Origin of the sequence: Arcticibacter sp. MXS-1 (assembly GCF_041902385.1) — a bacterium.
In the GTDB taxonomy this organism is placed as follows: domain Bacteria; phylum Bacteroidota; class Bacteroidia; order Sphingobacteriales; family Sphingobacteriaceae; genus Arcticibacter.
Window position 1 is genome coordinate 4,383,736 of sequence record NZ_CP169244.1, and the last position, 26,190, is coordinate 4,409,925.

The 26,190-nt window shown below is 47.1% G+C and carries 22 protein-coding genes and 1 riboswitch; of the genes, 11 read left to right on the forward strand and 11 right to left on the reverse strand.

Features of this window, described 5'->3' with window-relative positions:
• Positions 1-88 precede the first annotated feature (88 nt).
• The 3 genes from ribD to ACES2C_RS19000 all read left to right on the forward strand — a co-directional run bounded on the left by ribD (position 89) and on the right by ACES2C_RS19000 (position 1,991).
• Positions 89-1,147, forward strand: a complete 1,059-nt coding sequence (gene ribD, locus ACES2C_RS18990; protein WP_374166989.1) for a bifunctional diaminohydroxyphosphoribosylaminopyrimidine deaminase/5-amino-6-(5-phosphoribosylamino)uracil reductase RibD — start codon at positions 89-91, stop codon at positions 1,145-1,147.
• A gap of 170 nt (positions 1,148-1,317) precedes the next feature.
• Positions 1,318-1,653: a cupin domain-containing protein gene (locus ACES2C_RS18995; protein ID WP_374164631.1), complete on the forward strand. Its 336-nt coding sequence runs from the start codon at positions 1,318-1,320 to the stop codon at positions 1,651-1,653.
• Positions 1,654-1,700: 47 nt separating this feature from the next.
• Positions 1,701-1,991 (forward strand): hypothetical protein, encoded by a 291-nt coding sequence (locus tag ACES2C_RS19000; protein WP_374164632.1) that lies wholly within the window; start codon positions 1,701-1,703, stop codon positions 1,989-1,991.
• Between the two features lie 233 nt (positions 1,992-2,224).
• On the opposite strand, the gene tenA is transcribed toward ACES2C_RS19000, so the two are convergent.
• The 5 genes from tenA to aroQ form a co-directional block, all read right to left on the reverse strand.
• Positions 2,225-2,875, reverse strand: coding sequence for a thiaminase II (tenA, locus tag ACES2C_RS19005; RefSeq protein WP_374164633.1), 651 nt, complete (start codon positions 2,873-2,875; stop codon positions 2,225-2,227).
• Complete coding sequence (gene thiD, locus ACES2C_RS19010) at positions 2,862-3,689, reverse strand: bifunctional hydroxymethylpyrimidine kinase/phosphomethylpyrimidine kinase (protein WP_374164634.1); 828 nt, start codon at positions 3,687-3,689, stop codon at positions 2,862-2,864. Before thiD ends, tenA begins: the two co-directional genes overlap by 14 nt.
• A gap of 157 nt (positions 3,690-3,846) precedes the next feature.
• Complete coding sequence (gene thiE, locus ACES2C_RS19015) at positions 3,847-4,488, reverse strand: thiamine phosphate synthase (RefSeq protein WP_374164635.1); 642 nt, start codon at positions 4,486-4,488, stop codon at positions 3,847-3,849.
• The gene (gene thiM, locus ACES2C_RS19020; protein WP_374164636.1) at positions 4,475-5,284 is read right to left on the reverse strand and encodes a hydroxyethylthiazole kinase; all 810 of its coding nucleotides are present in this window, start codon (positions 5,282-5,284) and stop codon (positions 4,475-4,477) included. Before thiM ends, thiE begins: the two co-directional genes overlap by 14 nt.
• A gap of 49 nt (positions 5,285-5,333) precedes the next feature.
• Positions 5,334-5,425: riboswitch (TPP riboswitch) on the reverse strand.
• Positions 5,426-5,471: 46 nt separating this feature from the next.
• Complete coding sequence (gene aroQ, locus ACES2C_RS19025; protein ID WP_374164637.1) at positions 5,472-5,894, reverse strand: type II 3-dehydroquinate dehydratase; 423 nt, start codon at positions 5,892-5,894, stop codon at positions 5,472-5,474.
• A gap of 515 nt (positions 5,895-6,409) precedes the next feature.
• On the opposite strand from aroQ, the gene xerD reads away from it, so the two are divergent.
• The 4 genes from xerD (at position 6,410) to ACES2C_RS19045 (ending at position 10,433) form a co-directional block, all read left to right on the forward strand.
• Positions 6,410-7,306: a site-specific tyrosine recombinase XerD gene (gene xerD, locus ACES2C_RS19030; protein ID WP_374164638.1), complete on the forward strand. Its 897-nt coding sequence runs from the start codon at positions 6,410-6,412 to the stop codon at positions 7,304-7,306.
• Positions 7,307-7,721: 415 nt separating this feature from the next.
• Positions 7,722-8,495, forward strand: coding sequence for a hypothetical protein (locus ACES2C_RS19035; RefSeq protein WP_374164639.1), 774 nt, complete (start codon positions 7,722-7,724; stop codon positions 8,493-8,495).
• Positions 8,496-8,899: 404 nt separating this feature from the next.
• Complete coding sequence (lspA, locus tag ACES2C_RS19040) at positions 8,900-9,397, forward strand: signal peptidase II (RefSeq protein WP_374164640.1); 498 nt, start codon at positions 8,900-8,902, stop codon at positions 9,395-9,397.
• A 10-nt stretch (positions 9,398-9,407) separates the two neighbouring features.
• Complete coding sequence (locus tag ACES2C_RS19045) at positions 9,408-10,433, forward strand: LD-carboxypeptidase (protein ID WP_374164641.1); 1,026 nt, start codon at positions 9,408-9,410, stop codon at positions 10,431-10,433.
• Here the strand turns inward: ACES2C_RS19045 and ACES2C_RS19050 are convergent.
• The 6 genes from ACES2C_RS19050 to ACES2C_RS19075 form a co-directional block, all read right to left on the reverse strand.
• The gene (locus ACES2C_RS19050) at positions 10,414-12,225 is read right to left on the reverse strand and encodes an MASE3 domain-containing protein (protein WP_374164642.1); all 1,812 of its coding nucleotides are present in this window, start codon (positions 12,223-12,225) and stop codon (positions 10,414-10,416) included. The two genes, ACES2C_RS19045 and ACES2C_RS19050, sit on opposite strands and share 20 nt — an antisense overlap.
• A 146-nt stretch (positions 12,226-12,371) precedes the next feature.
• The gene (locus ACES2C_RS19055; protein ID WP_374164643.1) at positions 12,372-13,694 is read right to left on the reverse strand and encodes an AsmA-like C-terminal region-containing protein; all 1,323 of its coding nucleotides are present in this window, start codon (positions 13,692-13,694) and stop codon (positions 12,372-12,374) included.
• On the reverse strand, positions 13,652-14,803 hold the full coding sequence (locus ACES2C_RS19060) for an AsmA family protein (protein ID WP_374164644.1): 1,152 nt from the start codon (positions 14,801-14,803) through the stop codon (positions 13,652-13,654). Before ACES2C_RS19060 ends, ACES2C_RS19055 begins: the two co-directional genes overlap by 43 nt.
• An 86-nt stretch (positions 14,804-14,889) precedes the next feature.
• Complete coding sequence (locus ACES2C_RS19065) at positions 14,890-15,144, reverse strand: hypothetical protein (protein WP_374164645.1); 255 nt, start codon at positions 15,142-15,144, stop codon at positions 14,890-14,892.
• A 119-nt stretch (positions 15,145-15,263) separates the two neighbouring features.
• Positions 15,264-16,709 (reverse strand): phytoene desaturase family protein, encoded by a 1,446-nt coding sequence (locus ACES2C_RS19070; protein WP_374164646.1) that lies wholly within the window; start codon positions 16,707-16,709, stop codon positions 15,264-15,266.
• 412 nt (positions 16,710-17,121) lie between these two features.
• Entirely contained in the window at positions 17,122-19,218 is a 2,097-nt protein-coding gene (locus ACES2C_RS19075) for an LruC domain-containing protein (protein WP_374164647.1), read from the reverse strand.
• Between the two features lie 269 nt (positions 19,219-19,487).
• On the opposite strand from ACES2C_RS19075, the gene ACES2C_RS19080 reads away from it, so the two are divergent.
• The 4 genes from ACES2C_RS19080 (at position 19,488) to ACES2C_RS19095 (ending at position 26,152) form a co-directional block, all read left to right on the forward strand.
• Positions 19,488-20,456, forward strand: a complete 969-nt coding sequence (locus ACES2C_RS19080) for an NAD(P)H-quinone oxidoreductase (RefSeq protein ID WP_374164648.1) — start codon at positions 19,488-19,490, stop codon at positions 20,454-20,456.
• A 220-nt stretch (positions 20,457-20,676) separates the two neighbouring features.
• Positions 20,677-21,219, forward strand: coding sequence for a DinB family protein (locus ACES2C_RS19085; RefSeq protein WP_374164649.1), 543 nt, complete (start codon positions 20,677-20,679; stop codon positions 21,217-21,219).
• Positions 21,220-21,323: 104 nt separating this feature from the next.
• Complete coding sequence (locus tag ACES2C_RS19090) at positions 21,324-22,664, forward strand: hypothetical protein (RefSeq protein WP_374164650.1); 1,341 nt, start codon at positions 21,324-21,326, stop codon at positions 22,662-22,664.
• Between the two features lie 29 nt (positions 22,665-22,693).
• Positions 22,694-26,152 carry a PKD domain-containing protein gene (locus tag ACES2C_RS19095; RefSeq protein ID WP_374164651.1) on the forward strand — a complete coding sequence of 1,153 codons (3,459 nt, stop codon included), beginning with the start codon at positions 22,694-22,696 and terminating at the stop codon, positions 26,150-26,152.
• The last annotated feature ends 38 nt before the right edge of the window (positions 26,153-26,190 follow it).

The window sequence follows — 26,190 nt, forward strand, 5'->3', positions numbered from 1 at the left end:
TTTTCTCTGCTAATTTCCGGTAAATTTGGCTCTCATTATAACTCAGAGCTTCTCTTTAAGAGAAAATAAAACACGGGAAATTGTTTTGATAAAGACGGACGAAAAGTACATGCAACGGGCGTTGGAACTGGCCCGTCTGGGAGCTGGTTCCGTTAGCCCTAACCCGATGGTAGGAGCCGTAGTGGTTCATCAGGACCGCATTATCGGAGAGGGCTATCACCAACAGTATGGGCAGCCTCATGCAGAGGTAAATGCAATCAACTCCGTATTGTTTGCGCACACCGACGGCGAAGAGCTATTGAAGGAGTCGGTCATTTACGTAACCCTTGAGCCTTGCGCCCATTATGGAAAGACGCCGCCCTGCGCGGACCTGATCATACGCTATGGCATTCCGGCTGTCGTAACAGGCAGCCCAGATCCCTTTGAGCAGGTGAACGGCAAGGGGATCGAAAAATTACGAAAGGCCGGTATTGAGGTGCAGGAAAACATACTGAGAGAAGAATGCGATTTCCTTAACCGACGTTTCTTTACCCGCATCAGGGACAACCGTCCCTATATTATTCTCAAATGGGCTGAAACGGCTGACCAGTACTTCGCGCCGGAAGACCGGTCGCAGCGCTGGATCAGTTCGCCCGATTCGCGCATCCTTACTCATCGCTGGCGGTCAGAAGAAGACGCTGTTCTGGTGGGAAAGACTACCGCGCTTGCCGACGACCCCAAGCTGAATGTGCGCGACTGGTTTGGTCGCAATCCAAAACGCATTGTGATCGACCGCAATCTGGAGCTGCCGCAAAATCTTCACCTCTTTGACCAAAGTCAGGAAACAATTGTCTTCAACGCGCTTAAAACCGAGACAGAAGGTTTGGTAAAATATTTGTGGCTGGAAGACTTTGACCACTACCTGCCGCAGATGATTGCTTACCAGCTATATTTGATGGATGTTCAGTCGCTCATCGTAGAGGGAGGTGCACAAATCCTTTCGCTGTTTATCAATGCCGGCCTGTGGGACGAAGCACGGATCTTCAGGGCGCCTCAGTATTGGGGAGGGGGATTGAAAGCACCCGGGATAAAGGGCCTGCTGCACGAAACGGTGAAGGTTGGAGCTGATGAGCTGAGAGTGATGTTCAACTACAAAACACAAGACTAGAAATGAGTTAGCCGTTAGTATGTCCCGCTCATCCATTTGACACAGAAAGCACTCATGAGCTGCACGCTCAAACGGGGATGAAAGTCGATTGAGTGTTCTTCTTGGCCTTTGAAAAACAAATAGACTTTCAAGAAAAACAGATCCGGGGAACCGGAAAAACAAAAAAAGATATGCCAGTATTACATTACCAGGACGCACCTGTACAAGTTCCTGCAGAAGGAATTGAGAGGAGACTTGTTCACACCGCAAAACTACTAACCGCGGTTTTAGATTTCAGCAATGGCCCGCAGACAGAGCCTGATCCGATGCATTCTCATCCTCATGAACAGACCAGCTACGTTGCCAAGGGGGAAATCCTGTTTTTCATGGAGGGTGAAGAGCCTCAGCATCTAAAAGAAGGAGATCTGTTCTTTGTGCCTTCCGGAAAGAAGCATTGCATCCAGCTCCTGAGCAAGACAGCACGGCTGGTTGACAGCTTCTCGCCAGTAAGGGAAGACTTTTTGTAAACCAACAGGGAGGTCCGTTTGTCTATTACAGCAAAGAGATTAGACATATGCCATCAATCAGAACACATTTTCCTGTAAAAAACATCCGGACAGACGTTGTGGTACATCCCGTAGAGGAACACACCTTTGCCGTGGAACTGGAGAGCACTGACGCGTTCGATGCGGACAAAGACCCCAAAAACGAGACCATCGCCAGTATTAAACCTCCGAACCTCATCGTGCAAAAAACTAAGACGAAAGGCTGGGTCATCCTCCAGGAAGGGACTTTTGACCTTACCCATGATGAAGTGCAGGCCCTCGGGGCGGCAATAGAGAATAATTACCACCAGGCGCTCTGACCCTACAAGACGCCTGATGGCGTATTTTAACGAATAAAGAAAGCGGCCTCACTTGATGGTGGATCGCGCGGCAGGTCTCCGGGCCGCCGAAGTATTTTTGCCACAGTGCTGTGTTGATCAAAAGAGCAGCTTGGCGATTTGGCCACATCCAGAAGTTACGTCTGGAGGATTTGCCCTTTCCCCTTGAGGATTAGAGCAATCAGCGCCGGGACTATCTTACTTCCTATGATCTGTCAAAACTCCCACTTCTCCTGCCGCCATGCGCTGTCCCAAAATAGCCATTCGAGCCTGCACGCAGTTACAAAAGCTTCAGTCATGCTTTCTCGCTGCGCCGGGCTGCATTTCTCAGCAACAGCGTCGCTTATTGAGATAGCCTTTTTTACCAGTTCTCCGAACTCTTCGCCTGCATACGTATTGATCCAGCTCTGGTAGGGGTTGCCCTCCAATCGCTGGTTCTTGTAGATATAGTCGCCCACCTCTTTATAGATCCAAAAGCAGGGCAAGACCGCAGCCATAGCCACTTCTGCCTGAGCCAGACTGGCTGTACTTAGAAGATAGCTGGTATAGTAATGGCAGGCTGGCGACAGGGCGGCCTTTCCAGAAATTCCGTACTGGTTGAAATAGCCGGCATGCAATGCATTTTCGACGACGATAGCCCCTTCAGCAAACTTCAGGTAGTCGAGCACATACTGAGCCGGTCCCCGGGCCGCTATCAGCGACAGTGCGCGGCCAAAGTGCTCCAGATAGTTAGAATCCTGCTGAATATAGAACTTAAAATTGTCGAGCGGAAGAGTTCCGTTGATCAATCCCTGAATAAAGGGCATATCAACGATCCTGTTATAGATGCCTTGAGATTCGCTCCAGGCTGCTTCACTCCATTTCATATTTAATCAGTGTTTGAGGTTTGTAAAAATGATTCAGGGGCCCATGTCCGCCCCCTGTTCTTACATCACAACCGGCAGCAATAGCTCCGTGCACATACCCGCACGCCGCTTCTACTGCCTGAACCATAGGAAGCCCGCGCGCAACAAAGCAAGCGATAGCAGAAGACAAGGTACATCCCGTGCCATGGGTGTTCCCCGTAGGGATATGCAGTGCAGAAATGATCTTTTCCTGACCATCCCGGTCCCTGAAAACATCAAACAGAGTCTCGCCCCTGAGATGTCCGCCCTTTACCAGCACGGCCTTGCAGCCTGTCGCCAAAATCTTCATTGCGGCCTGTTTCATTTCCTCAACGTCAGAGGCTTTCATATCGGCAAGTACAGCCGCTTCATCGAGATTGGGAGTAACCAGAGATGCGAGGGGAAACAGCTCCTGCTTTAATACAGCAACTGTCTCAGCTTCAATCAGACGATCACCACTCGTGGCGATCATGACCGGATCGAGGATCACCGGCACCTTGGGATATTTCTTCAGCACCCGCGCAATGCTATGCACCAGCCCGGTACTGTGTACCATTCCCACCTTGACAGCCTGCGGTTTAATATCATCCATTACGACAGAGATCTGGGCTTCAACTATAGCAGGCGGCACACTGTGGATTCCGGTAACTCCGAGGGTATTCTGAACGGTGATGGCTGTGATTGCAGAACATCCGAAACATCCCAGCGCGGAGAAAGTCTTCAGGTCTGCCTGAATGCCGGCTCCTCCCCCGCTGTCAGAGCCTGCAATGGTGAGTACACGAACGTATTCTTTCATTTTAAATGGCTTAAAAAGATTAATGGCTATATGTACTTTAGTCTACTTGTCTATTGAGAAAATTAATATTTTTTTAAAGGCATCAATGAGGTCGCTTCGCTAAGTTTCAGAGCATTAATAACAGTCAAAGTACTTGTATCCGGTCTGCAAGTGCTGCTCACAGATGCTTCTCTATTTCAGAGCGAATCTCTGCGGCTGCCTTTTGCGGATCTTCTGCTGAACAGATTGCGGATACCACAGCGAGGCAATCAGCGCCTGCTTCAACGACACTCGCCGCATTATAGCGCGAAATTGCTCCGATTGCAACCAGAGGTTTTGCAGTAGTCGCTCTTACTCTGCGGATGCCACCAAGCTTCCACTCCGTTACGGTATCTGTTTTGGTGGGCGTGGAGAAAACAGGACTGAGGGCGATATAATCAGATGTTAGGGCTTCCTCTGAATCCAGCTGGGCTTCATACTCGATGGAGTAGCCCAGTATGCCGCAGCCAGGCCATCTTTTGCGAACCAGTGAAGGCGGGATATCAGACTTGCCTACGTGAATCCCGGCAGCGGCGCATCTTTCTGCTACTACAAGATTGTCGTTAATGATTAGCGGCACGTTGTACCGTTGAAGCATTTCTTTTAATTGAAGCGCCCGAAGCAGGAACGCCTCATCTTCCAGCTTCTTCTCGCGTAATTGCACCAAATCCACACCTCCCTTCACCGCCTCTTCTACCATCCAGAGAAGGTCGCGGCCTCGTAATGCAGCTTCATCTGTCACCAGATAGAGCCTATATGGAAACTGCTTATCCTTCAGCATTCTCTTCGATTTTTAACTCCATGACAAAGTCGTCTTCTCGCAGAGAATAAAGCTCATCGAGCAGATAGACCTGAAGAGTGCCAGGTCCAGATGCCTTCCGGGCTGCCCTTTCTCCTGCTATTCCAAGAAGGGCCATAGCGGCAACGCAGGCAAGATAAGGATCGTCAGGCTGTGCAGCTAAAAAGGCACCAATGATTGCAGAAGCGCTGCAGCCGAGACCTGTTACTCTTGCCATGAGGGGGTCGCCATTCGACAGTCTGAGCAGACGGCTCCCATCCGTAATGAGATCAGTCGCGCCGGAAACGCAGACTACGCCGCCGGTTTTGCCTGCGAGAAGGCGGGCAGCTGAAAGAGCATCATCGCTTTGCCGGGTGCTGTCGACTCCCTTTGTGCTTCCAGCCTGTTCCTCAGATACCGACATAATTTCAGATGCATTGCCCCGGATCACTGTCGGCCGGGCGGAGACAAAGGTCTTTAGAACATCATTCCGGTAGCCGGTTGCTCCTGCTCCTACCGGGTCGAGCACCCAGGGCTTCCCCATCTGGTTGGCCTGCTGGATGGCCAGGTCCATGCTGTTAACCCAGTATTCGTCGAGCGTGCCAATGTTAACAACAAGGGCGCCGGCGATACGAACCATGTCCTGAACTTCAGGATGTGCATGCGCCATAACAGGAGAAGCTCCACAGGCAAGTAAAGCATTCGCCGTGTTGTTCATGACTACGTAGTTGGTGATATTGTGAACGAGAGGTGCCTTGCTCCTGACGTTTACGATCTGCTGCCAGATTTTCTCTTTCATTTGGCTCTTTATCTATGTGGATGGCCTGAAGAGTGCTTGCAACAGAAACACAGGAAGGATCACTTTTCCCTTCGCCGGTATTAGCCGGATCAGGTTCAAAGGGTATCATCTCAGCTCATTCGAGCACCCCTAAAGCCGCAACTAAGGTATTGATTAAATGATAAGGAACAAACCCTTATTTATTCTCTTACATTTCGGAAACAAAACTTTCCAGAGCAAGGCGGTAGCTTTGTAAGCCGAAGCCGGCAATCACGCCTCTGCAGTTTCTGGCGAGACGGGAAGTGTGACGGAACTCTTCGCGGGCATGGACGTTGGAGATGTGTACCTCCACCACCGGAGTCGTGATGGCCGCAATAGCATCGCCTATAGCAACAGAAGTGTGGGTATAACCACCCGCATTAAATATGATGCCATCGTAGCTAAAACCGACCTCGTGGAGCTTGTCGATTAACGCCCCCTCACTGTTGCTTTGAAAATATTCGATCTGGACAGAAGGATAGTCGGCTCGAAGCTTTTCAAGAAAAGGCTCGAAGCCGCTGTCACCGTAGATAGACTTCTCTCTGATGCCCAAGAGGTTCAGGTTAGGACCATTCAATATTTGTATTGTCATTTCGTTTCCGAGTTACAGCAATCTATGCTCTCCTTCAAAAATAGAGATTTTTACTTATTTCGAGGATTAATGCATAAACTACTAACTGTGCTCAGCAGCCTGTATTGGAACAAGGCTTGCAAGTTGGGCGGCAGCGGAATGCCGGAGGATTGCAGACCTTGGCGGCATTTACACCTCACGAAATGACAGGAGAAGAAGCGCGAAATCGACCGTTGTGGCCCACAGAACTAAATGCAAGAACATGAACAAGATCGGTTCTTTGACGCTCAGAAAATCAACTACCCCCGGGACTATTTGCAGGAGCAAGATTAGTTGCGAGGCAAAAGCCGTGGGGGCAGGTCGCTGTTGCTTATCCGCTGGGACGAGAGGATAACCGGCATTATTCTTACTTTTACAGCGGGCAGGAAAAAGCATTCGGTATTTGCATGCTCTGAAGCAATGTACAGGATCCATCCTTGTTCCACTTTAGGAAAACAGGCATTTGTAAATAAGTTATCGCGGTTAGAATACGAAGAATGAGTGATTGGAATTCTGCTATTACTGGCTTTACCACCTACCTGAAGCTGGAGCGCTCGCTCTCGTCGAATACGGTGGAGGCCTACCTGCGCGATGTGGAAAAGCTGGAACAGTACTGTGAGATATTGGGCCGAAGTCCGGAAACTGTCAGCACGCAGGACTTAAAAGACTTCATTAAGTGGATTAATGAGCTGGGGATGCTTGCACCTACGCAGGCGCGAGTACTTTCGGGCATTAAAAGTTTTTTCAGATACCTGCTGCTGGAAGGGCGTCGAGAAGACGACCCGTCAAGCCTGCTGGAGAGTCCGAGAATGAGCAGAAAGCTTCCCGACACCCTCAGTATACACGACATCCAGAGCCTGATCGACGCCATTGATCTTTCTAAGCCGGAAGGGATACGAAATAAAGCGATCCTTGAGGTGTTGTACGGATGCGGCCTGAGAGTGTCTGAATTAACAAATTTGAAACTCTCCAATCTCTACCTTGATATCGAGTTCATCAAAGTCACAGGGAAAGGAGATAAAGAGCGTCTTGTGCCCATCGGTTCAGAGGCCGTCAGGCACCTTAAAATTTACCTGGAAGAGGTACGTGTACATCTGGATATCAAGCATGGCAACCAGGACTTTGTTTTCCTAAATCGCAGAGGTACCGCATTGAGCCGTGTAATGGTCTTTCTGATCATCAAGGATCTTGCTGAAAAGATCGGCCTGAAAAAGAAGATCAGTCCTCACACCTTCCGCCACTCCTTTGCAACACACCTTATTGAAGGCGGAGCTGACCTGCGGGCAGTGCAGGACATGCTTGGGCATGAGAGTATTCTCACTACAGAAATCTATACACACCTCGACAGAGATTACCTGAAAGAAGTGATCACTCATTATCATCCAAGGAGTTAAGAGCATACTTGTAACTGCTTGGCAAGGTAGAAAAGATATTGGTTACACGGGCGGGTCCCGCTCCATAATACAGGAAACAGAGCCAAGGATCCTACTCCATTGTTTACACGCTGAGCTACACGACGCTAAAGTAAATTATTATAGTAAGGTCTCCGCCCCTAAATGTGGAGACCTTATCCTGTTCTTCTGAGCAGACATGTAAACTCCTTGAAAACGAGGCCTGAAATAAGTGACCTTCCCTTGCCAAAGATCAGGGCCAAATGAGAAGCGCTGATACTGACACGCAAAAAATGCCCTAAAACATCATTACAGGCAACCTTCCCCCAAACATCCCGTATAACGCCCTTTAAGCTGAGACAAGGTTCTTCGTCTCAAATTGAAACATACACATAACTATAAAAGCGACACAGAAAAAATGAAAAGAACACTTCTGGCGATGAGCATATCCGTCATTGCTTTGTTTTCAGCATGTAGAAAAGAATCCGGTGAACTGGTTATCGAGCTGCCTGATGAGATGCCCATTGACCTGGCTACCAAGATTACGAATGCCGACGGATCTACCGTTGAAAAATTTTACTACGACAATGACCGGAGACTAATCGCCAAAACATTCCGTAGCAGCACCCGCAGAGACAGCGATGTGGTAACTTACGATGCATCCGGCAAAGTAGTCAAATACGACGAATATTATTTTAACCGTTTGGATGAAAGCACCGCTTACTCGTATAACGGGAACCTTGTAACAAGGGAGCAGACAAGTTATTCGAACGATGGTTCTGCCTACTCAAGCACCTCTACTTTCACGATCAACTCTAAAAATCAGCTTGTAGAAAAGCTTAGGGATAATGGAAGTAAATACACCTACGAGTACGATCCTTCGGGCAATATGATTAAAACGTTCAGAACGGAAACAGATGGAGTAAAAACGGAGCTTTCGTCTTTTACCTTTGATAACACCAACACGATGATGACTCATTGTACAACTCCATATTGGTGGTTCATTGTTGAGGACTACTTCCCAATGGGTAGTAAGAACAACATCGTCTCAGTAGAAGGCGGCACAAAACTGTACGAGTACGTGTATAACCTGCATCTCTATCCTGAAAAGGTTACGGAGATCTCTGTACGCGACGGGCAGAAGGTTCCGGGGAGAACTCACCTCATCGAGTATAAAAATTTGAACTGGTAAGCTTGTATTTCGCCTCGATACCGGGTGTTCATCATGCTGCGAGCTTAATACTGCGACAACAATCAGATGAAAGCGCGGTAAGCCTGTAGCCAGACGTCTGGCTATTCATTTCTTCACCAGGCCGGGGCCTTACTATAGAAATTTGAATAATATGTGGGACGGTCTCTATGTTTGCTCAGCAATTTTAGAGACCGTCCCTTTTTTTGATGTCTGAATTACAAGACATTGCATGAAGCAGCAACGTTAGAACGTTGCGAAGAGCCAGGAACAAAGGTGTACTGAAAAGCATAATAGCATAAGTTGGAGCGAGTCCCCCCTATAAAAAACACTGACGATTAGATAAAACGCATTTCTGCTAGCTATATTAGCGCCATTGTAACATCAAAATCAACAGGAACTAAAGAATGGTGCCAAAACGAAGAAGAATAATCGCATTTTGCTTGCTCTCTATTCTTTTGATAGCAGTCGATCAGTATACCAAAGCGCTTGCCCGTGAATACCTGATGTACGAAGCTCCGCGGTCGTACTTAAACGACATGTTCAGACTGCTGTACATCGAAAATACAGGGGCCTTTTTTGGCATGGGCGCTGATATACCGCAGCCCTTTAATTTTATATTGCTGAGTCTGCTTCCCCTGATCATGCTCGGAGCGCTTCTCTTTTATGCACTCAAGAAAGCAGACGTTTTAAGAACTTCGGAGCAAATTGCATTCGCGATGATCTTTTCAGGAGGCCTGGGGAACATCATAGACCGCATTGCTTTTAGCAGCAGGGTAACCGACTTTCTAAACGTTGGCATCGGCTCAATACGAACCGGTATTTTTAACGTAGCAGACATGTATGTGACCACTGGCGTGCTGCTATTGCTAGTTCTGAGCAGGGACTGGGACAAGAAAAGCTGAGAGAGATAATATGAACCGAAAAAGTTTTCTTTCGGCCTTAGTGCCTCTGGGACTTACATTAGGCTCGTTCGCTGCAGGGGTAAAAACGAGGACTCCTTCTGCCAAACCTTCACTTGCTATTCCGCCCTATCTGCAGCCAGGCGATACGATAGGCCTTACCTCTCCGGCCGGATACATCTCTGAAGAAGACGTGCGCCCGGCTGTGCAGCAGATGGAAAGCTGGGGGTTTAAGATCCTGATCGGTAAAACGATAGGCTGTCGAAGCTTTAGTATGGGTGGTACTGATGAGGAAAGAGCCCGCGACCTTCAGGACTTGCTTGATAACCGGGAAGTGCGCGCAATCATGTGCGCGAGAGGGGGCTATGGAGCCTTAAGGATCATTGATCAGCTGGACTTCAGCCGTTTCGTCCGCTATCCCAAATGGATAATCGGTTTCAGTGATATTACTGTTATTCATTGTCACCTGAATTCCAGTTTCCACGTTGCCACCTTGCATTCTAAGATGTGCAACAGCTTCCCGTCCGACTGGAACAAGGCAGAGCCGATTCAGATAACGACCATTCACTCTATTCGAGATGCCCTCATGGGCTTAGAGATGAGATACGAAGCTCCGTCACATGGATTTAACAGAGCTGGCAAAGCTAAGGGAGTCCTTGTAGGTGGTAACTTGCGGACCATAGAAAATCTGGCAGGAAGCAGATCGGACCTCCGGACTGATGGAAAGATCCTTTTTGTAGAAGATACAGGTGAGTACCTTTACAGCATAGACCGTATGTTTTGGAACCTGAAGCGGAGTGGTAAACTCGCTAACCTAAAAGGACTGATAATAGGAGGCTTCAAAATTAAGCCCGACGACCCCGGAGAAGAGTTCGGTAAGTCCTTATACGAAATTGTTCAGGAGAAGACGCGTGAATATACTTATCCGGTCTGCTTTGACTTTCCGGTAGGACATCAGAAGAACAATTTTGCGTTGAAGTGCGGAGTACAGCATTTTTTAGAGGTTCAACCCACGGGCGCTACTCTGCGCTCGTTGTAGCAGCAGATGACACCGGAAGGGTAAAATAAAAGGTTGTGCCGTGATTGTACTGACTTTCGAACCAAATCTTACCGCCGTGGAGCTCAACAAATTCTTTACATAGTATCAGGCCCAGGCCTGTTCCTTTCTCGTTGGCAGTTCCGGCTCGAGAAAAGGCAGAGTCTATTCTAAGGATCTTCTCTTTCACGCTGTCTTCAATGCCGGTACCGCTGTCGCTGACATAGAACAGGACGTACTGCCTCATATCTTCGGCACCGACCTGGATATTACCCCCGGGAAAGCTGAACTTGATTGCGTTATTAATCAAATTCCTGAAAACAGTATTGATCATCTGACGATCTGCCATCACTTTCGCGGAGGCCAGCCTGTCAGCAACGATATCGATCCCTTTCGCAACAGCCACGGGTTCACATATCCGACGGGCCTCTTCCACCAATTCTTCTGGCAGCAGGGGGCGCTTAACGGGACTAAGATTACGGGTTTGAATGCGTGCCCAGTTAAGAAGGTTCTCAAGTAAGGTATAGGTTTGCCTTGCTGATTCATTGAGTCGCTCTGCCAGCTGCTGTATGCGGTCGGAGCTAAGATTGCTTGCACTCTTGGCCAGGAGCTGGCTGTAGCCCAACAGGGATGTAAAAGGATTTTTCAGATCGTGTGCGATAATGGAAAAGAATTTATCCTTAGTGGTATTCAGCTCCATCAGCTCCTGTTCAACGTGCTTGAGCGTCGTGATGTCGAAACAAATCATCAGGTAAGTTTCCGCTTCTCCCTCGGTAACAGGTTCAGGTACTATCTGAAGGGAATAGAAACGGTTCGCTCCCTCAACTTTGAGATCGAAATTCACAACCTGACTTTTGCCTGTCTTTGCAGCCGCCGCAAGACTTACAGTGAGGATACGGGAAATTTCCGCCGGCAGCTGAAGGTCCGAATACTGGAGTCCGACAATATCGGGGCAGACTGCAGGAAGGAGCTTTCTGACAGCGCTATTAGAATATACACACCGGAATTTGCTGTCGAAACGCATGATCATTTCGGGCAAATTCTCAGTTAACGTACGGTACTGTTCTTCCCGATCTCTCAGATTCTTAAAAATAAGACCACCCGGATCTATAATTCCCGTCTGAACGTTCGCCTTGTATATAAGATAAAAAGAGATGAGTTTGGCATAGTGCCCAATTTGGTTGCTGATGCTGTAGTTGGAAATGTAAAGTGTAAAACAAAACTCACTGATTATGGCGAAAATAATTGAAAAAAACAGAAAGGAATATACCGATTTGGTAAAGTACCCTCGCCGCTTTCTCAGCATTAGCAAGGTGCCCAAAAGAACGAGAATAATGGTGTACTCTGCATAAATTTTAAAAGCTGTCTGCCCCTCTCCCTCTATGAAACATACGGGGAAGATCTTCCAGTCAAGTATGCTTAGCACAATAAGAGCAGTAACGACCGTATAGATAAAAAACACGAAGTCGGCACTTATCTTCTTCTTCCGGTCGAGCAGCCAGAAGCCTAGAAACAACGTGACACATTCAAGAAAACGGGTAGCTACCCAGAATTGGTTGGCATAAAAGTGATCGCCGATGACTTGCATTCCCTTAAAGGTGAGGGTATGTAAAAGATCCAGGGAACCGATAAAAAAGTACGAGACCCCAACCAGGAAGAGGTAGTTATTGTCTAGTATTTTACGGGAATTCCAGGTAATGATGAAGACAGCAAACGCTACGATAATCGAGATCAGTTCTACAATAGTATGGAAAAGGAGGTAGCTTTGGCGAAGACTTAAAAAAAATATCAGCATAAGAGCCACTAGTCCGGCTACAATACGATAACGACTTGAAATGAAGCTACTTATACTAAGACTCAAAGATAGGGACTTAAAGTGGTAAAAATAAAGAATTTATTGTTAAACGGGGCTGCAAATGTTTTTGTTACAGAAACGTTTTTCTAATCGCGGTTCTTGTTCCACTTGAATTTGATCTTGCCGTCTTCCCCATCAGTTGCAAGAATATGAAGGACGATGCCTTTCATCCTTCTTTCTTCAATTTCTTTTTTATCTGTAATTCCCTGGTCTTTCTCAGGATTCCGTAAAGGGACATCAAGCGCGATATTAGTTCCCTTCGCCATGGAATAAACTCCCGCAACGTCCATGTTTAGCACGCTGGAGCTTATCTTCATCGGGTTGATTTTTACCTTTTCACCGTTAATATCGAACTTGCCGTTGAGATTTGAGAAAGTGATTGTGTTTAGGTCCCGGAAAGGGAAAGCGAATTTTCCGACCCCCCTAATGGGCTCAAAATTTAGCAGAGCGCCCTTTCGAATATCAAAAATAACAGAGCCACGGTAAGAACGGGCAAGGATCTTGCCCTGATCGGTTATACTTCCCGTGATATTTGCTTTCGAGAAGAGATATCCCCTCAAATTCTCGTAAGTAAAGGTTGTCAATCCAAAGTTCCTGAAGGCATAGAAGAACTGCCGGATATTTACATTAGAAATCCGGGCATTGACAGCAAAAGCATTTACGTTTGCTCGCTGCGAAACCGTTCCGTCGAGCCTGAGAGTTCCGCCTCCATGTCTTACGTGTACCCTGTTGAGTCGTATGCCCTCTTCCGATAGGTTAATAAGGGCAGTTGCATCGGTAGCAATAAACCGATCATAGATTACCTTGTCTAATTTCAAGGTCATGGCTGCCTGGCTTCTGTTCAGCATGTCGTCGAGCTGGTTCATTATATTACTCTTACGGTGGCTTACAGGCCGCGTGGTCTTACGACGTGAAGCGAGAAAGCCGAGGAACTGCCCCAGATTAAGCTGAGGACTGGAAACCGAACAGGAAAGAATCATTTTCTCCGGTGCCGTATAGTAAAGGTTCATAAAGTTTTTTATCGTACCGTTTATCTTTAAGATACTAGATCCACTTTGAAGGCGCATATTCCTCAGATGAAGATCGTTCTCGGTAAAATGAAGAGAAATGGTGCTCCTGGTGAAGTTGATATTCCTCGGCTGATAGTTCAGGTCAGCGTCCACGATGTCGATTCCCCCGATTATGCGAGGTTTTACCAGCTGAAAGTCGGCCACACTAGCCTGGAACTTCACGTCTATCTTAGCACTGCCTGAATTGAATTTGAGCGGCTCTTCTCCTACTACCTGATTTAATTTTGAGAGAGCAAAGTTTGAGCGGAATACACCGGAAGCAACAGGCTTTAGCAGGTCAACGATCTGGAGCGAATCTATTGAAAGAGGAATGCCTTCGTAACTTCCTTCAAAATGCATGAGTTTGACCTGGGAGTTTTTGTCGTTGTTCCCTCTCCCCTCTCTAAATGATTGGTATAGAAACCGCTAAAACTGCATTTGTCCACTATTCCCCCCGGTGAACTAAGCACATTATCCTTCACCCGGGCGCTTACGTCAATTGCCGGCTGAGAACCTGGCCCCATATTGCCGGCTATTACCGCCTTTACTGATATGGGATTAGTAAGGTCAAACATGTTAAGCTTTGTTGATATATTGCCAGCGAGTAATGCGGATGCATGCTTCCATAGCAGCTTTTCTGATTCAAGATCAATAACGAATTCAACAGGATCTTTTGCCGTACTGAAGGAGGCTTCGATGAGAAAACGATCTGGTCCTATCATCAGCGGGGTCTTTTCGATGCTTAAAACGCCGGACCTCCCACTGTATTTAATGGCGAGGTCACCATCAAAGTCCTTTTCCTTTAAAAAGCTTCCCTTTCTGGTATTAAAGGCCAGGTCCCTGACAAAAGTATTGATCCTGATTCTGGCATCCCAACCCTCCGGCTTATGATCAATTCTGCCCCTAAGGTCGCGAACAAGAAACCTGAAGAGTTTGCCGGCTTTGCGGTTATCCATAACAAAAGCCACATTCTTTAGCGCAAATCGGTTTATTTCAGGAGGAGCGCTTTCACCCTTCTTTTGTTCTTCTTCCTGCTGCTTTTTGCTCTTAAACACGCTCGTATTACTATATCCTGATGGATCGGTATAGAGGTACACACCGGCATTGATAAGGGAAATGCGGTTGATGCGGATGGTACCTGTAATAAGAGCAATGACATTTATAGAAACTGCTGCTTGCTTCGCTTGTACCAGCGTATGCTTGTGCTTTTCCCAGAGACTATCGCGGATAGCGACATCCCTCAATGACAGCGAAATTCCCGGAAATCCTTCAAGAAAAGCAGGCTCCATCCCTCCTATCACAGCGGTACCGTTTATGCTTTTATTGATCTGAATGTTTACCGCTTCAAGGATCTCCTTCTTATTATAGTTAACATAAAGCGCAACTCCCAAATAAAGAAGGAAGAAAAAGGCCAGAAGGAAAGATACGATCTTAAGGGTAAGGAGTGACCAGCGCTGTGTTCTCAACATTTAGTTGTGGAATTAGGAATACGTGTAGTGAGGAGACAATTGAGAGGCACGCCGGGCTAAAAGGCTCACCTCTCATCTCAATCCTTTTACTGCCTAAGATTGTAATCATCCTGCCCTTGCTCAGCAGCATCGCTGTCAGGCCCAGGCGGAATTCCCTTTTCCGGCTCTAATGTAAAGGACGCTTCCGAAGCCTGAGTTGCCTGATCAAGGCGATCCTGATCGGACGGATCCGTCTGGGGCATGTCAGCATTCGACATGTCTGTATTTTCATTCTGTCTTATATTATTAACGGCCTCATCACCACTCTTGTCGTCGAAGGGCATATTTTCTGGTTCTATCATTGTTTCACTCTTTGGTTATATGTCTATAAAAAACAAAGCCCGGGATTGTTTTAGCGACTTTTCCTGAAAGGCTGTCTGCTTTCCGGGGAACATCTGCAGGCTAGCACTCAACGCCGGCTTTACAAAGGCGGCACCTCATGATTAAACACATCTCTTAATGCCCTCCGCGCTGCATAGTAGCCGCACATACCATGCACCCCTCCCCCTGGAGGAGTTGAGGAAGAGCAGACATAAATTCCCTTTTCCGAGGTTCTGTACGGAGAAAGCCTAAGCGCAGGCCGGGTAAAAAGCTGGCGTAGGTTTAAGACGCCTCCGTTTATGTCTCCTCCCACATAATTAGGATTATATTCCTCAAGGTCTGCAGCATTGAAGGTGTGCCGCGCAAGGATCCGCTCCCGAAATCCAGGAGCAAAACGTTCTACTTGTCTTTCAATGACATCCGTCATGTCTTCTTTCGATCCCCCCGGCACATGACAGTAAGCCCAGGCTGTATGCTTTCCCTCAGGGGCCCGGGAGGCATCAAAAAGGCTTTGCTGAGCAAGCAAGACAAACGGCCGTTCACTCAGCTTTCCCTTCCATACCTGGCGCTCAGAAAACGCTATCTCTTCCAGCGTATTTCCCAGGTGAACCGTTCCTGCAGAGCTGCACTCTCTTGCTATAAATGGAACCGGAGCGTCGAGTGCCCAATCTATCTTGAAAGATCCCATGCCATATTGATATTTCTGAAGTTGCCAGCGATAGAGGGATGAAAAGCGATGCCCCGCTATTTCCAGCAATTGCCGGGGTGTAACATCGAACAACAGCGCATGACAGGAAGGAAGCTGGGAAAGAGACTTCACATAGGTGCCAGTTTCAATCTTTCCGCCGAGAGCTATGAAATAAGCGGCCATAGCATTGGCGATACTCGCAGAACCTCCAGCTGGAATAGGCCAGCCACCGGAATGGGCGGTAGCAAGCAGCATCATGCCGAATGCGGAGGTAGCCATGTTACTGAGAGGCTGTATACCGTGTGCGGCCATTCCTGCCCATAATCCTTTTGCCTCTTTGCTGCTAAAGGTCGCCGCCATAGTCATTGCAGGACGTAGTCCCTTTACTCCAAAGCGGACCAGCCGGCCGAGGTTATGGGGCTTCCGAATAGGACCGAGGACATCCTTAACCAAATCAGGCCAGCAACGAACCGTCGCTTCTATAAGCCGTAGATAAGCAGGGCCATCCATCGCCCCTAAAGACTGTGCCGTATCATAAACCGATCTTTTAAGAACGGCCACAGCACCATCCTCGAAAGGGTGGGCAGCTGCAAACGTCGGGTAAATGTATCTCAGGCCATAGGTATGCAGAGGCAGCGTTTTTAGAAATGGTGACGCAACTGCAAGAGGATGAATTGCCGAGCAAATATCATGACTGAAGCCGGGAAGTGTCAGCTGTGCAGTCCGCATACCTCCCCCGATCTCATCTTTTCCTTCCACCAACAATACCGTACATCCATATTGTTGCAATAGTATAGCGGCGGCAAGCCCATTTGGACCAGCCCCTACTACTACAGCATCAAAGTCCTTTCTCTCCATTTGTCGCGATGATCCGTCAGAAATAATTTCACGACAGAACAACAAACGAGTTGGAGAATGTTTGTGCATAACGGCAAACGATAGTAAAAGGAAAGATGGCAGGTCCCAGGCGAATTGGATCCAGTAGTTCCGAAAAAGCTAAAAACAGACTTGAAAAAGGCTTTGGCACCAAAATCAGGATGATAACCCTTATCAGGGATAACAGTAAGTCTTCTTTATATTTTTATGAGTGACTTGTCTTAAAAATCTTCCTCGATGTACGCAAATTGAACATTGACGGGTTGCGCCCGTAGAGACAGCTTTGAAAACACAGCTTCCCGTTCTTCGCAAACCTCCAAAATAATTGACCGACCTCCACAAACAAAAAAGGCGTCTTCCAGTTGAAGACGGCCTTGCGATAATTTAGATGAATTTACTTCTTGTACAGCTTCGTATTATCTCTGTAGCCTGACTTGTCGAAGTACCAGTCGGCGTATTTAGTTCCACCGGACTGCGCCCATTCGGCGTAGTGATGATAAGCGTTATATATAGCAGCACGTTCAATAGGATAGACAAAAGTCCCAAAGAAGTCGAGAGCGAACGGCCTATTCTCTTTAGTTAAGTAATACTTTCCTTTAGCAGGATCGGACTTGTCAGACCCTGTCCCGAACAAATCGGTACCAGCAAGATCAGTCGGCATGTGATTAACCAAATGAATTTCTCTTTTCCGCTCCTGATTACTGATCATGAATGGATTAAAAGGAGCGAGCGCGGTAAAGCTATCAGAAATTGGAGAATTAAAGAGTACGTCGACCTGAACAGTCTGTCCGTCGACTTTCGCCTTATCTTCCTCCGTATTAATGTATCCTGATGACGAGGCAAAAAGCTTCTTGTGATTGTCAAAGGGAATAAAGACCGCCTTTGATTGCTGTGCCTCTAATCCACTCGCATTTAGTTGAATGTAATTAGCAAATCTTTTATATCCTGTTACCGATTTCACCTCTGAGGGGTTTAATGGGAGTTGAACCCCCAACCCGTTCTGGAAAGAAGCACCAGCTGCCAATGTCTTAAACTGGGCAGCAAAGTCTACTACCTTATTCTCTGAGTTCATGGCGAACTTGTAACGATAGGAGACGACGAGGTCATTCAGGTCGTAATCCCCTTCCTGCGGCCACTGATCTTCGAACACGGTAGTGCCCCATACGTTTTCACTTGGATAAAAGCGGTTATATGCTCTGGTCGGGTCCTCAGGATAAGCATCGTTTAAGTCCGCAACTCCATCCTTGTCCCCATCGAGGACTTTGCTGTCAAGGAATGGAACACCAATCGGTGATATTGCTTCCACAGGATTGGACTGCGCATAGAACATCAGATCGTTGAAGTCATTATCGCTCTGCTCACCCATTCTGTTGATATCCTCAAAACCAACCATAAAAATGTGCTGGCTTACGTTGTGGAGGATGACGTTGTGTCTTTTACGAGTATTATCCGTTTCAGGGTTAAGCTGTTCGGTCGAATAAAACTTCGTAGCACTCGTATTGATTGACTTCTTTTCACTGTTAAAAGCATTTTGCAAAAGAACGAAGCCAATCGAAGTGCCAGAACTAAATCGACCGATCTTCACCTTATCTCCCTGAACCATTCCACCATCACTATCCTTATATGATGCGTTTAAGAAAATCACGTGAACTGTGTCTATTTCAGAGACACTGACAGGCGGCTTCCCTGTTGGATAAGTATAATATCCCAGCACATTCTTGAAACTCGCACCCTCATGAAGGAAAGTGATCCAGATGTCGGTCAAACCTGTTATAGCAAGACTAGTGGGACTTTCTGTGTGAAGATATTTTTTATCAGAAACAGGCCCTCTCTCAGGAAGAGCATTATTTATATCCTGCATTAACGCTGCAAAGTCGCGGTTATCCACCGGACTACGCCGACTTGCTATAGGGCGCCCATCCTGATCAAAATTGTCAGGATCGTAAGAAATCACAGGACCACCAGCCGAGATTGAAGCCGTTGCTGTAGCCGAAGGTGGGATATTTACAGTAACCGCTCCTACAATGTCGCCACCACGCCCATCCTTTCCTCCAATAACTCCGTTCACCGATGTCCCTCTGATGGCCGCTTTCGCATTTCTCACAAGCCCAATAAATGCAGGGTCGATGACAAGCGACTCATAGCTGCTTGGTACGGTGACAGAGGTCTTCAGGTATCCGTTTTTGTCAGTTAGGGCCTTTGTTAGTTCATGCCCTTCAGAAATGTTGTCAGGGGAGTAAACGGACACAAGAACTCCGGTAAGCGGTTGTTCATTGACGGTTAAAAGGCGCACGTTGATGTCTACCTTCTTTGTTGTACTGTAGTCAAAGCCTTCTGGTGCTGCTTTTTCCCCAAGGTCGACCGTCTCTTTTTCGTTCGGCCGGTCTTTTTTACACCCTGTAACGGCTAGTACCGACACAGCGATAAAGGCTGAAAGATAGGCCAAGGGCCTCATTCGCCTCCCATTTGGTTTAGTAGATAAGTTGCTCATTTTTTAGTTGTTAGTATCTTCTTATTCAGAAACAATCATACCAAGACAAGAAGAACCTAATTGACTAAAAACCAGAAGATTACGCACCAAACAAGTATTAATACCTACTACAAAGTCCGCCCACATTGGGGATTTTATTCCTCACTAGAACCTATTTAAAACCGTTCCTATAGCAATGCCAATTATTAAAGATTTTACTTAATTAAAACTAAAAAAACGTAATACTATTTCCCTACAAAGAAGTCGGTAACAAACCATAAAGTATCAACATGCGTGCGATAAGTATAACTATGCCAGGAGGACCAGATGTATTAAAAATAGTTGAACGCGATATTCCAAACCCCGGCCGTTCTGAAATTCTCTTAAGGGTAGTTGCTTCTGGGGTGAACCGGCCCGATATCTTTCAAAGAATGGGAAATTATCCTGCTCCTCCGGGTACTCCGGCTGACATTCCGGGGCTGGAAGTAGCAGGTACGGTGACAGACTGCGGTTCAGACGTAAGGAGATGGAAGCGAGGAGACAAAATCTGCGCCTTACTTGGCGGAGGTGGTTATGCAGAATATGTCTCGGTGGACGAAAGGCATTGCCTTCCTGTTCCTCAAAACGTAAGCTTGTTCGAAGCCGCTGCGTTGCCAGAAACGGTATTTACAGTATGGCATAATGTTTTCCAAATCGGCCGTTTGGTTCCAGGAGAATCTCTCCTGTTACACGGCGGGAGCAGTGGCATCGGCACTACAGGCATCCAGCTTGCAACCATATTAGGAAGTACTGTATTTGCCACTGCAGGTTCAGACGAAAAATGTGGGATATGCGAATCACTAGGAGCCGCTAAATGCATCAATTATAAAAAAGAGGACTTTGAAGATATCTTGGCAGTTGAGGGTGTAGATGTTATTCTCGACATGGTAGGTGGAAATTATATAAGCAAGAATCTAAAGATCTTGCGAGACGGAGGCCGACTCATATTCATCAACGCGATGGATGGATCAAAGGGCGAATTTAATGCCCTTGACATCATGAGGAGGCGACTAACAATTGCCGGCAGTACCCTTCGTTCGAGAGACGCCGACTTCAAAGCGTCACTCGCCGCTGAAGTAGAACGCCATGTCTGGCCCCTATGGGAAGCCGGAGAGTTTCAGGTAAAGATTGACAAGGTTTTCGACTTGAAGGACGCTGCAAAAGCACACGAATTAATGGAGAGCAGTCAGCATGCAGGCAAAATAGTACTGTCTGTGTAGTTTTCAATCCACCTTTCCCTGATAGCAAACGGTGCTCAGCAGGCCCGCTCATACCGCTCCTTTCTTTATTCAACTGCGCTCTTATCCTTAAATTAAGTTCTTTAACCTTAGTACAACCTTACGTTAATATGTCCCCAATATATTTGGTCTGGCATCTTTTGTGAAACAAAGAACAAAAAACAATATTGAAAGGTTATCCCATTACTGACCGATAAAACTTATGGATTTAAATCAATATACCCTTGAGCGGTTTGAAAACCAGCACAAGATCATTAAAAATTATATAGACGATCTGCCACCTGAGGCTATTTACAATCGTCTTAATCCTGACAAGTTCTCTATTCATGAGACTATTGCGTACCTAACCCGTTACCAGCACGTGTTTATTTATAGGTTAACCAGGATCATCGATGACGTAAATCCCTTCTTTGAGGTATACAAGCCGGATCTTGATGCAGAATTTTCGTTTACCTGTGCTAAGACTACCGGGTCACTTCTTCACGAGCTATACCGAATGAGAAACAACCTGTGCCTGATGTTAGAGGACCTCTCACCAGATCAGTACGCGCGTGTGGGCACCCACGCTGTACTTGGCCGAATGGCTATTAACCAGTGGGCGGAGTTCTTTCTTCTGCACGAGTCCAGTCAGCTCTTTAAAATATTCAAGCTGGCCGGCACCTTTTGGTCCATGGAAGTCGAAAAAAATAACAACATCATTTACCTTCCCCGTCTTACAGATTATATAGACGAACTAGCAGTATAATAATTTTATTTTTTGTGAATCCTTAATCCGCTCCGGGTCGTATACGTCTATACATCAATTTAAAAAACGTGTACGGTCCCGGCCGTAGATTGGGAGAGCATAAAATGAAAAAATTGTCTGCAATTTTTTCTATTCTGTTTTTTGGATTTCTTTTAAACAGCTATAGTCAAAGTATTACCTGTGATTTGACCACTGGAGGGCCGTATGGAACAGGATCCTCCATCGCAGTCGCAATTAAACTGGATGAGAATTCCGGTTTCTTTAAGATTGGAAACCAGTTTAGGCTTTACCTGTCTGACGCCTCTGGAAATTTTGCAGCAGAGAAGGAAATAGGAACTTATGACGGATTTTACTCCACTTTTATAAATGGAGTGATACCAGACGACTTGCCGCCAGGGCACTACAAACTGAGGGTAAAAAGTACCGCTCCGGCCATTACAAGCCCAGCATCGGCAGGATTTGAACTCAAAACGGGCCCGGGCATTGTCGCTGAGATAACAGCACAACCACAGCAAATAATTGGAAGCGGCGCAAACAGAGCATTCGGATACTGCTCGCCGGGAAAAAACAATCAAAGATTCAATTTCAGCAACGGCTCCAGCCCGGGAGCCACTGTTACCGCTAAATTCAGAAATGAGGGTACCGGAGCAGAAAGCATGATTGACTTTACAGGCTCCGAGCAGTCCTTTCTGGCCCAGATCACGCACTACACCATACTGGTACGGGCAGAGCTGAACGGCGTTGTCGGCACAAAAGCTTATTTTCTCATCAACAACCAGATCAATACCCCCTTTAACCCTCCGGGTAACAGTACCGTATGCCTTCCTTTAGGTGCATTGCAGTATAACGTCGAAACAACCTCTACTAACGGCATTCAGCTTAACTTCCCCGGCAATACCTACCAGGTAACCTGGGGCGACGGGGTCACCGAGTCCTTTGTACTCAGCCAGATCAGGGCTGCGGACGGGAAAATCAGCCATGTTTATACCAAATCATCCTGTGGCAGCCAGATCACCATAGGCAGTATAAAGTACTACAACGTTTTTGGTATTGTGGTTCAAAGCAAGAGTCCTTTTTGTGGCAACATTGGCGTACCTATCTCAAGCCAGGCAAAAGTGATCACTCAACCCGAAAACCGCTTTACTCTACCTTCGTTAACTTGTATTGACTCGCCGCTCACCATTTCCAATAGCTCCTTAGCAGGAGAAGACCCGAGCGCAACTTCCCCCCAGTGCCAGAACAATAACGTACTTTATTACTGGTATGTGGATAATAAGCTGGTCACACCTCAAGGAGTTCCCCTCTCGTGGCAACTAAACTACACGTTTTCCAGTCCCGGCTTTCACACCGTCCGGCTCGAATCAGAGAGCACTTCCGACTGCCAGGCAGCACCTATAGAGAAAAAATATATGTACAACAGATTCCTGTTCCTGATTTCAGTTTAAGCACCAGTACTTATTGTCTGGGCACGAACGTGAAGCCGATAAATACTTCCGTACTTGATACAGGGACTTTAGCAAAAGCGACATACAAGTGGACTGCATCCGGCCCCGCGCCCGTAACCTTCCTGAAAAACACAAATTCAGGAAGTCCTAATCCTGAATTTGGATTTACAAAAGCGGGTATATACAAGCTCAGCCTCTCCATTACTTCCGCATGCAAGACTGTATCCAGTTCTGAACTTAGCATTTTTGTAAACTCAACTCCCGGTATTACAACAAACTGGCTTAGCAGCCTTTGCGGAAAAAACCAACAGCTCACGTTTAATAATACTGCCGGCAATCCGGTGCAAACAGCATTTGAGGGAACATATAATGACATTCCCTCATCCTACTTTTGGTCTATTAGCGGGGGCCGCTATTCTTTTGAAAAGGGTACAAACGCATCATCTAAAGAACCGTCCGTTTTATTCCAGGACTACGGGACATACACGATAGAGGTCGTCCATCTTAATAATTGCGGCCGACAGAGCATTACAAAAACGATCACATTTAATGAATCACCGACGGTGAACGCTGGCGACGACTTTATCATTTGCGCCGGACAAACCGTACAACTTAATGGAAGTATGCCCGGTGCACCTGTTTCGTCATTTGCATGGAAAGGGGGCTCGGGCTCCTTTGCGCCAGGACGAAATGTATTGAATCCGGTATATACTCCTTCAGCTGAAGACATTGCGTCGGGAGAAGTTACTCTTATTCTTTCGGCGGTGACCAATAATCCTCCGCCTTGTGATAATGTTGAAGATGCCCTCTCGATCCACATCAACCCTGTCAATCAGATAGAGGGATTATCGGATACGCTCATCTGTCACAACTCCATTCTTACCCGTATCTTCAACTCAACCGTTTCTGGCACTCATTTCAGGTGGACTGCAGAGGGATCAGAAAACGCCAAAGGCTACATGTCCTTCGGTGAAGGGAACCTTCGCGAAACATTGTCGAATTCGAGTATAGTAGACGAGGCAACAGTAACATATACAGTCGTCCCGGTTTACAACAACTGCGAGGGAGATGCCTCAACTTTCACCGTACGTATTCTCCCACCGCTTACTGTAGAAGCACTTCTTCCCGCTGAAATCATCTGTAGCGGGCAGCCTGCGTCAATTATCCTTCGACCTAATGTCAAGGGCCTGAAATTTAAATGGACCAGCTTTGCGGAAGAACAGGTAACCGGTAACAGCACAATGTCATCACCTACTGCTGACACTGTCATCAATGATCTTCTTTTCAACGCGGGGACAGTGCCAGCAAAAGTTCTATATCGCGTTACTCCTGTAACTGAAGCCGGATGTGAAGGAAAAGAAACGCTCGTCTCTGTAACTGTATCCCGTCCCCCCGCGAGAGCAAGTGCGGGGCCGGACGCGCTGCTTTATGATCAGACGAGTTACACATTGGTTGCAAACGACGCCCAGGAAAGCGTCGGGCGTTGGACCTTGGAGAGCGGCCAGCCGAATGTAACTTTCGAACGGGTAGATCAAGCTCATACTTCCGTTAACGGCCTCGTCCCGGGTCAGACATACAGATTTGCATGGACAATCTCCGGGCCTTACAACTGTGGAGTAAGCAGAGACGAAACTGTGGTGCGGATACTACCCTTGATTAGTCCGAACAAGATATCCTCCCCCGTTAATACCACATGTCAGGGGAATAGTATTGATGTAAAAGGCAGCCTTCCGACCGGCGGAGACGGTTCCTTCTCCTACAGTTGGGAAGCCAGTACAAACGGAACTGACTGGGACACTCTGGCAGGTGAGTCGGATATGAACCTCCATATTATTGCCGACACAAGCATTTGGATCAGAAGAAAAGTAACTTCAGCAGGGTTTTACAGCTATAGCAATGAAGTAAGCATAGAAGTTCAACGCGCTATTTCAAATAACACGATCGAGGCTTCTCAGTTTATCTGCTCAGGAATACAGCCGCAGGAATTATCAGGAACACTTCCAGCTGGCGGCAATGGACTCTACAGTTACCAATGGGAAATCAAAGATGAAGCTGGTAATTGGGTTGCCATTGCTGGCGCAAATCAACAAAGCTATCAGCCAGGTAAGTTAAGCCGTACCAGCATATACAGAAGATTGGTGACAACGGCATTGTGTGCAGGACCTCAAAAGAGCATCAGCAACGAAGTGACCATCAAGGTATCTGCAGGACCTATTGCAAAGTTCCAGTTTACCACTGATATAGGCTGTGCTCCTTTTCGGCTGTCTGCAGGAGTGATCACAACATCCGACTCAGAGCCCGGCGACCTCTACATCTGGTATATGAATGGAACAGTGATCGGGAAAGGTAAAGCCTTTCCTGGCTTCACCCTCGTTAATGCCGGCGACTCTTCTGTGATAAAGCTGGAAGTATCAAGTGTGCTTGGTTGCGGAGCAGCTTACTACTCCCACACTTTTCGAACAAGCCCACCAGTTCAAGCCGATTTTAAAGCTGATAAGAACGGCGGATGTGGACCACTATCCGTATCACTCACCAATACAACTGCAAATGCAGACGGCGTAAAGTTTGTGTGGGACTTTGGCAATGGCAAAACATCAACCCTTGTAACACCACCAATCGCAATTTTTAATAGTCGTCCAGATGGTAGGGATACAATATACAAAATCACACTCACTGCAACCTCCACTTGCGCGATATCGAAAAGGACATTTGAGGTTAAAGTAACTGGCACCCCACTTCCATCATTTGTGCCGGATAAAACCTTGGGCTGCTCTCCTCTTACTGTTACATTCAAAAACAATACACAAGGAGCATCGAATAAATTCATTTGGGACTTTGGGGATGGAAGTCCCCTGATAACGAGTACAAGTAAAGATCCGGTTTCTCATACATATGTAACGAATAGCGGGAAGAACTTTCCTGCCAAGCTTACCGTAGTGAACGAGTGCGGAACTGCTGAAAAGACATTCGTAATCAAGACTAGCCCCAATACAGTCTATCCCGATCTCGTGGTCAACGGCGGCGATTACGAAGGCTGCGCTCCCCACACCGTCATTTTCACCAATGCATCTACCGGCGCCGGCTTTTACACGTACGACTTTGGAGACGGCTCGGCTCCTTATACCACGAACAACGCTGGGCCAGTCACACACACCTTCTTGAAAGCAGGAACATACAAGGTTGTGCTAAAGGCCGGCAACGGCTGTTCGGATACGACGACCAACGAAACTATAAAAGTATGGCCCCAGGCCGAGACGAGCTTCAGTGCAGACGTAACAAAGGGATGCAATGTCCTTTCTGTAAAATTCAGCAATCATACTCAGGGGGGCACAGCTTACATTTGGGACTTTGGGGATGGAGAAACATCCACCGCTCCTAGCCCCACCCACGTTTACAAGCATCGTAACCCCCCATATACCGTCAGGCTTATTTCAACGTCGCGGTTTGGATGTCCTGACACACTCGAGAAAAAAATCTCATCCGCGTAATTCCTCCTCCTGTCGCACGTTTTGACGTTCTACCCGGG

Excerpts from the sequence above, each read along its gene's own strand:
- aroQ (WP_374164637.1), bottom strand. The coding sequence starts at position 5,894 with ATGACAATACAAATATTGAATGGTCCTAACCTGAACCTCTTGGGCATC.
- ACES2C_RS19080 (WP_374164648.1), top strand. The coding sequence starts at position 19,488 with ATGCGTGCGATAAGTATAACTATGCCAGGAGGACCAGATGTATTAAAA.
- ACES2C_RS19090 (WP_374164650.1), top strand. The coding sequence starts at position 21,324 with ATGAAAAAATTGTCTGCAATTTTTTCTATTCTGTTTTTTGGATTTCTT.
- ACES2C_RS18995 (WP_374164631.1), top strand. The coding sequence starts at position 1,318 with ATGCCAGTATTACATTACCAGGACGCACCTGTACAAGTTCCTGCAGAA.
- lspA (WP_374164640.1), top strand. The coding sequence starts at position 8,900 with ATGGTGCCAAAACGAAGAAGAATAATCGCATTTTGCTTGCTCTCTATT.
- thiE (WP_374164635.1), bottom strand. The coding sequence starts at position 4,488 with ATGCTGAAGGATAAGCAGTTTCCATATAGGCTCTATCTGGTGACAGAT.
- ACES2C_RS19045 (WP_374164641.1), top strand. The coding sequence starts at position 9,408 with ATGAACCGAAAAAGTTTTCTTTCGGCCTTAGTGCCTCTGGGACTTACA.
- xerD (WP_374164638.1), top strand. The coding sequence starts at position 6,410 with ATGAGTGATTGGAATTCTGCTATTACTGGCTTTACCACCTACCTGAAG.
- ACES2C_RS19035 (WP_374164639.1), top strand. The coding sequence starts at position 7,722 with ATGAAAAGAACACTTCTGGCGATGAGCATATCCGTCATTGCTTTGTTT.
- ACES2C_RS19060 (WP_374164644.1), bottom strand. The coding sequence starts at position 14,803 with ATGTTGAGAACACAGCGCTGGTCACTCCTTACCCTTAAGATCGTATCT.
- ACES2C_RS19070 (WP_374164646.1), bottom strand. The coding sequence starts at position 16,709 with ATGGAGAGAAAGGACTTTGATGCTGTAGTAGTAGGGGCTGGTCCAAAT.
- tenA (WP_374164633.1), bottom strand. The coding sequence starts at position 2,875 with ATGAAATGGAGTGAAGCAGCCTGGAGCGAATCTCAAGGCATCTATAAC.
- ACES2C_RS19055 (WP_374164643.1), bottom strand. The coding sequence starts at position 13,694 with ATGCATTTTGAAGGAAGTTACGAAGGCATTCCTCTTTCAATAGATTCG.
- ACES2C_RS19075 (WP_374164647.1), bottom strand. The coding sequence starts at position 19,218 with ATGAGCAACTTATCTACTAAACCAAATGGGAGGCGAATGAGGCCCTTG.
- ACES2C_RS19065 (WP_374164645.1), bottom strand. The coding sequence starts at position 15,144 with ATGATAGAACCAGAAAATATGCCCTTCGACGACAAGAGTGGTGATGAG.
- ACES2C_RS19000 (WP_374164632.1), top strand. The coding sequence starts at position 1,701 with ATGCCATCAATCAGAACACATTTTCCTGTAAAAAACATCCGGACAGAC.
- thiM (WP_374164636.1), bottom strand. The coding sequence starts at position 5,284 with ATGAAAGAGAAAATCTGGCAGCAGATCGTAAACGTCAGGAGCAAGGCA.
- ACES2C_RS19085 (WP_374164649.1), top strand. The coding sequence starts at position 20,677 with ATGGATTTAAATCAATATACCCTTGAGCGGTTTGAAAACCAGCACAAG.
- ACES2C_RS19050 (WP_374164642.1), bottom strand. The coding sequence starts at position 12,225 with ATGCTGATATTTTTTTTAAGTCTTCGCCAAAGCTACCTCCTTTTCCAT.
- thiD (WP_374164634.1), bottom strand. The coding sequence starts at position 3,689 with ATGAAAGAATACGTTCGTGTACTCACCATTGCAGGCTCTGACAGCGGG.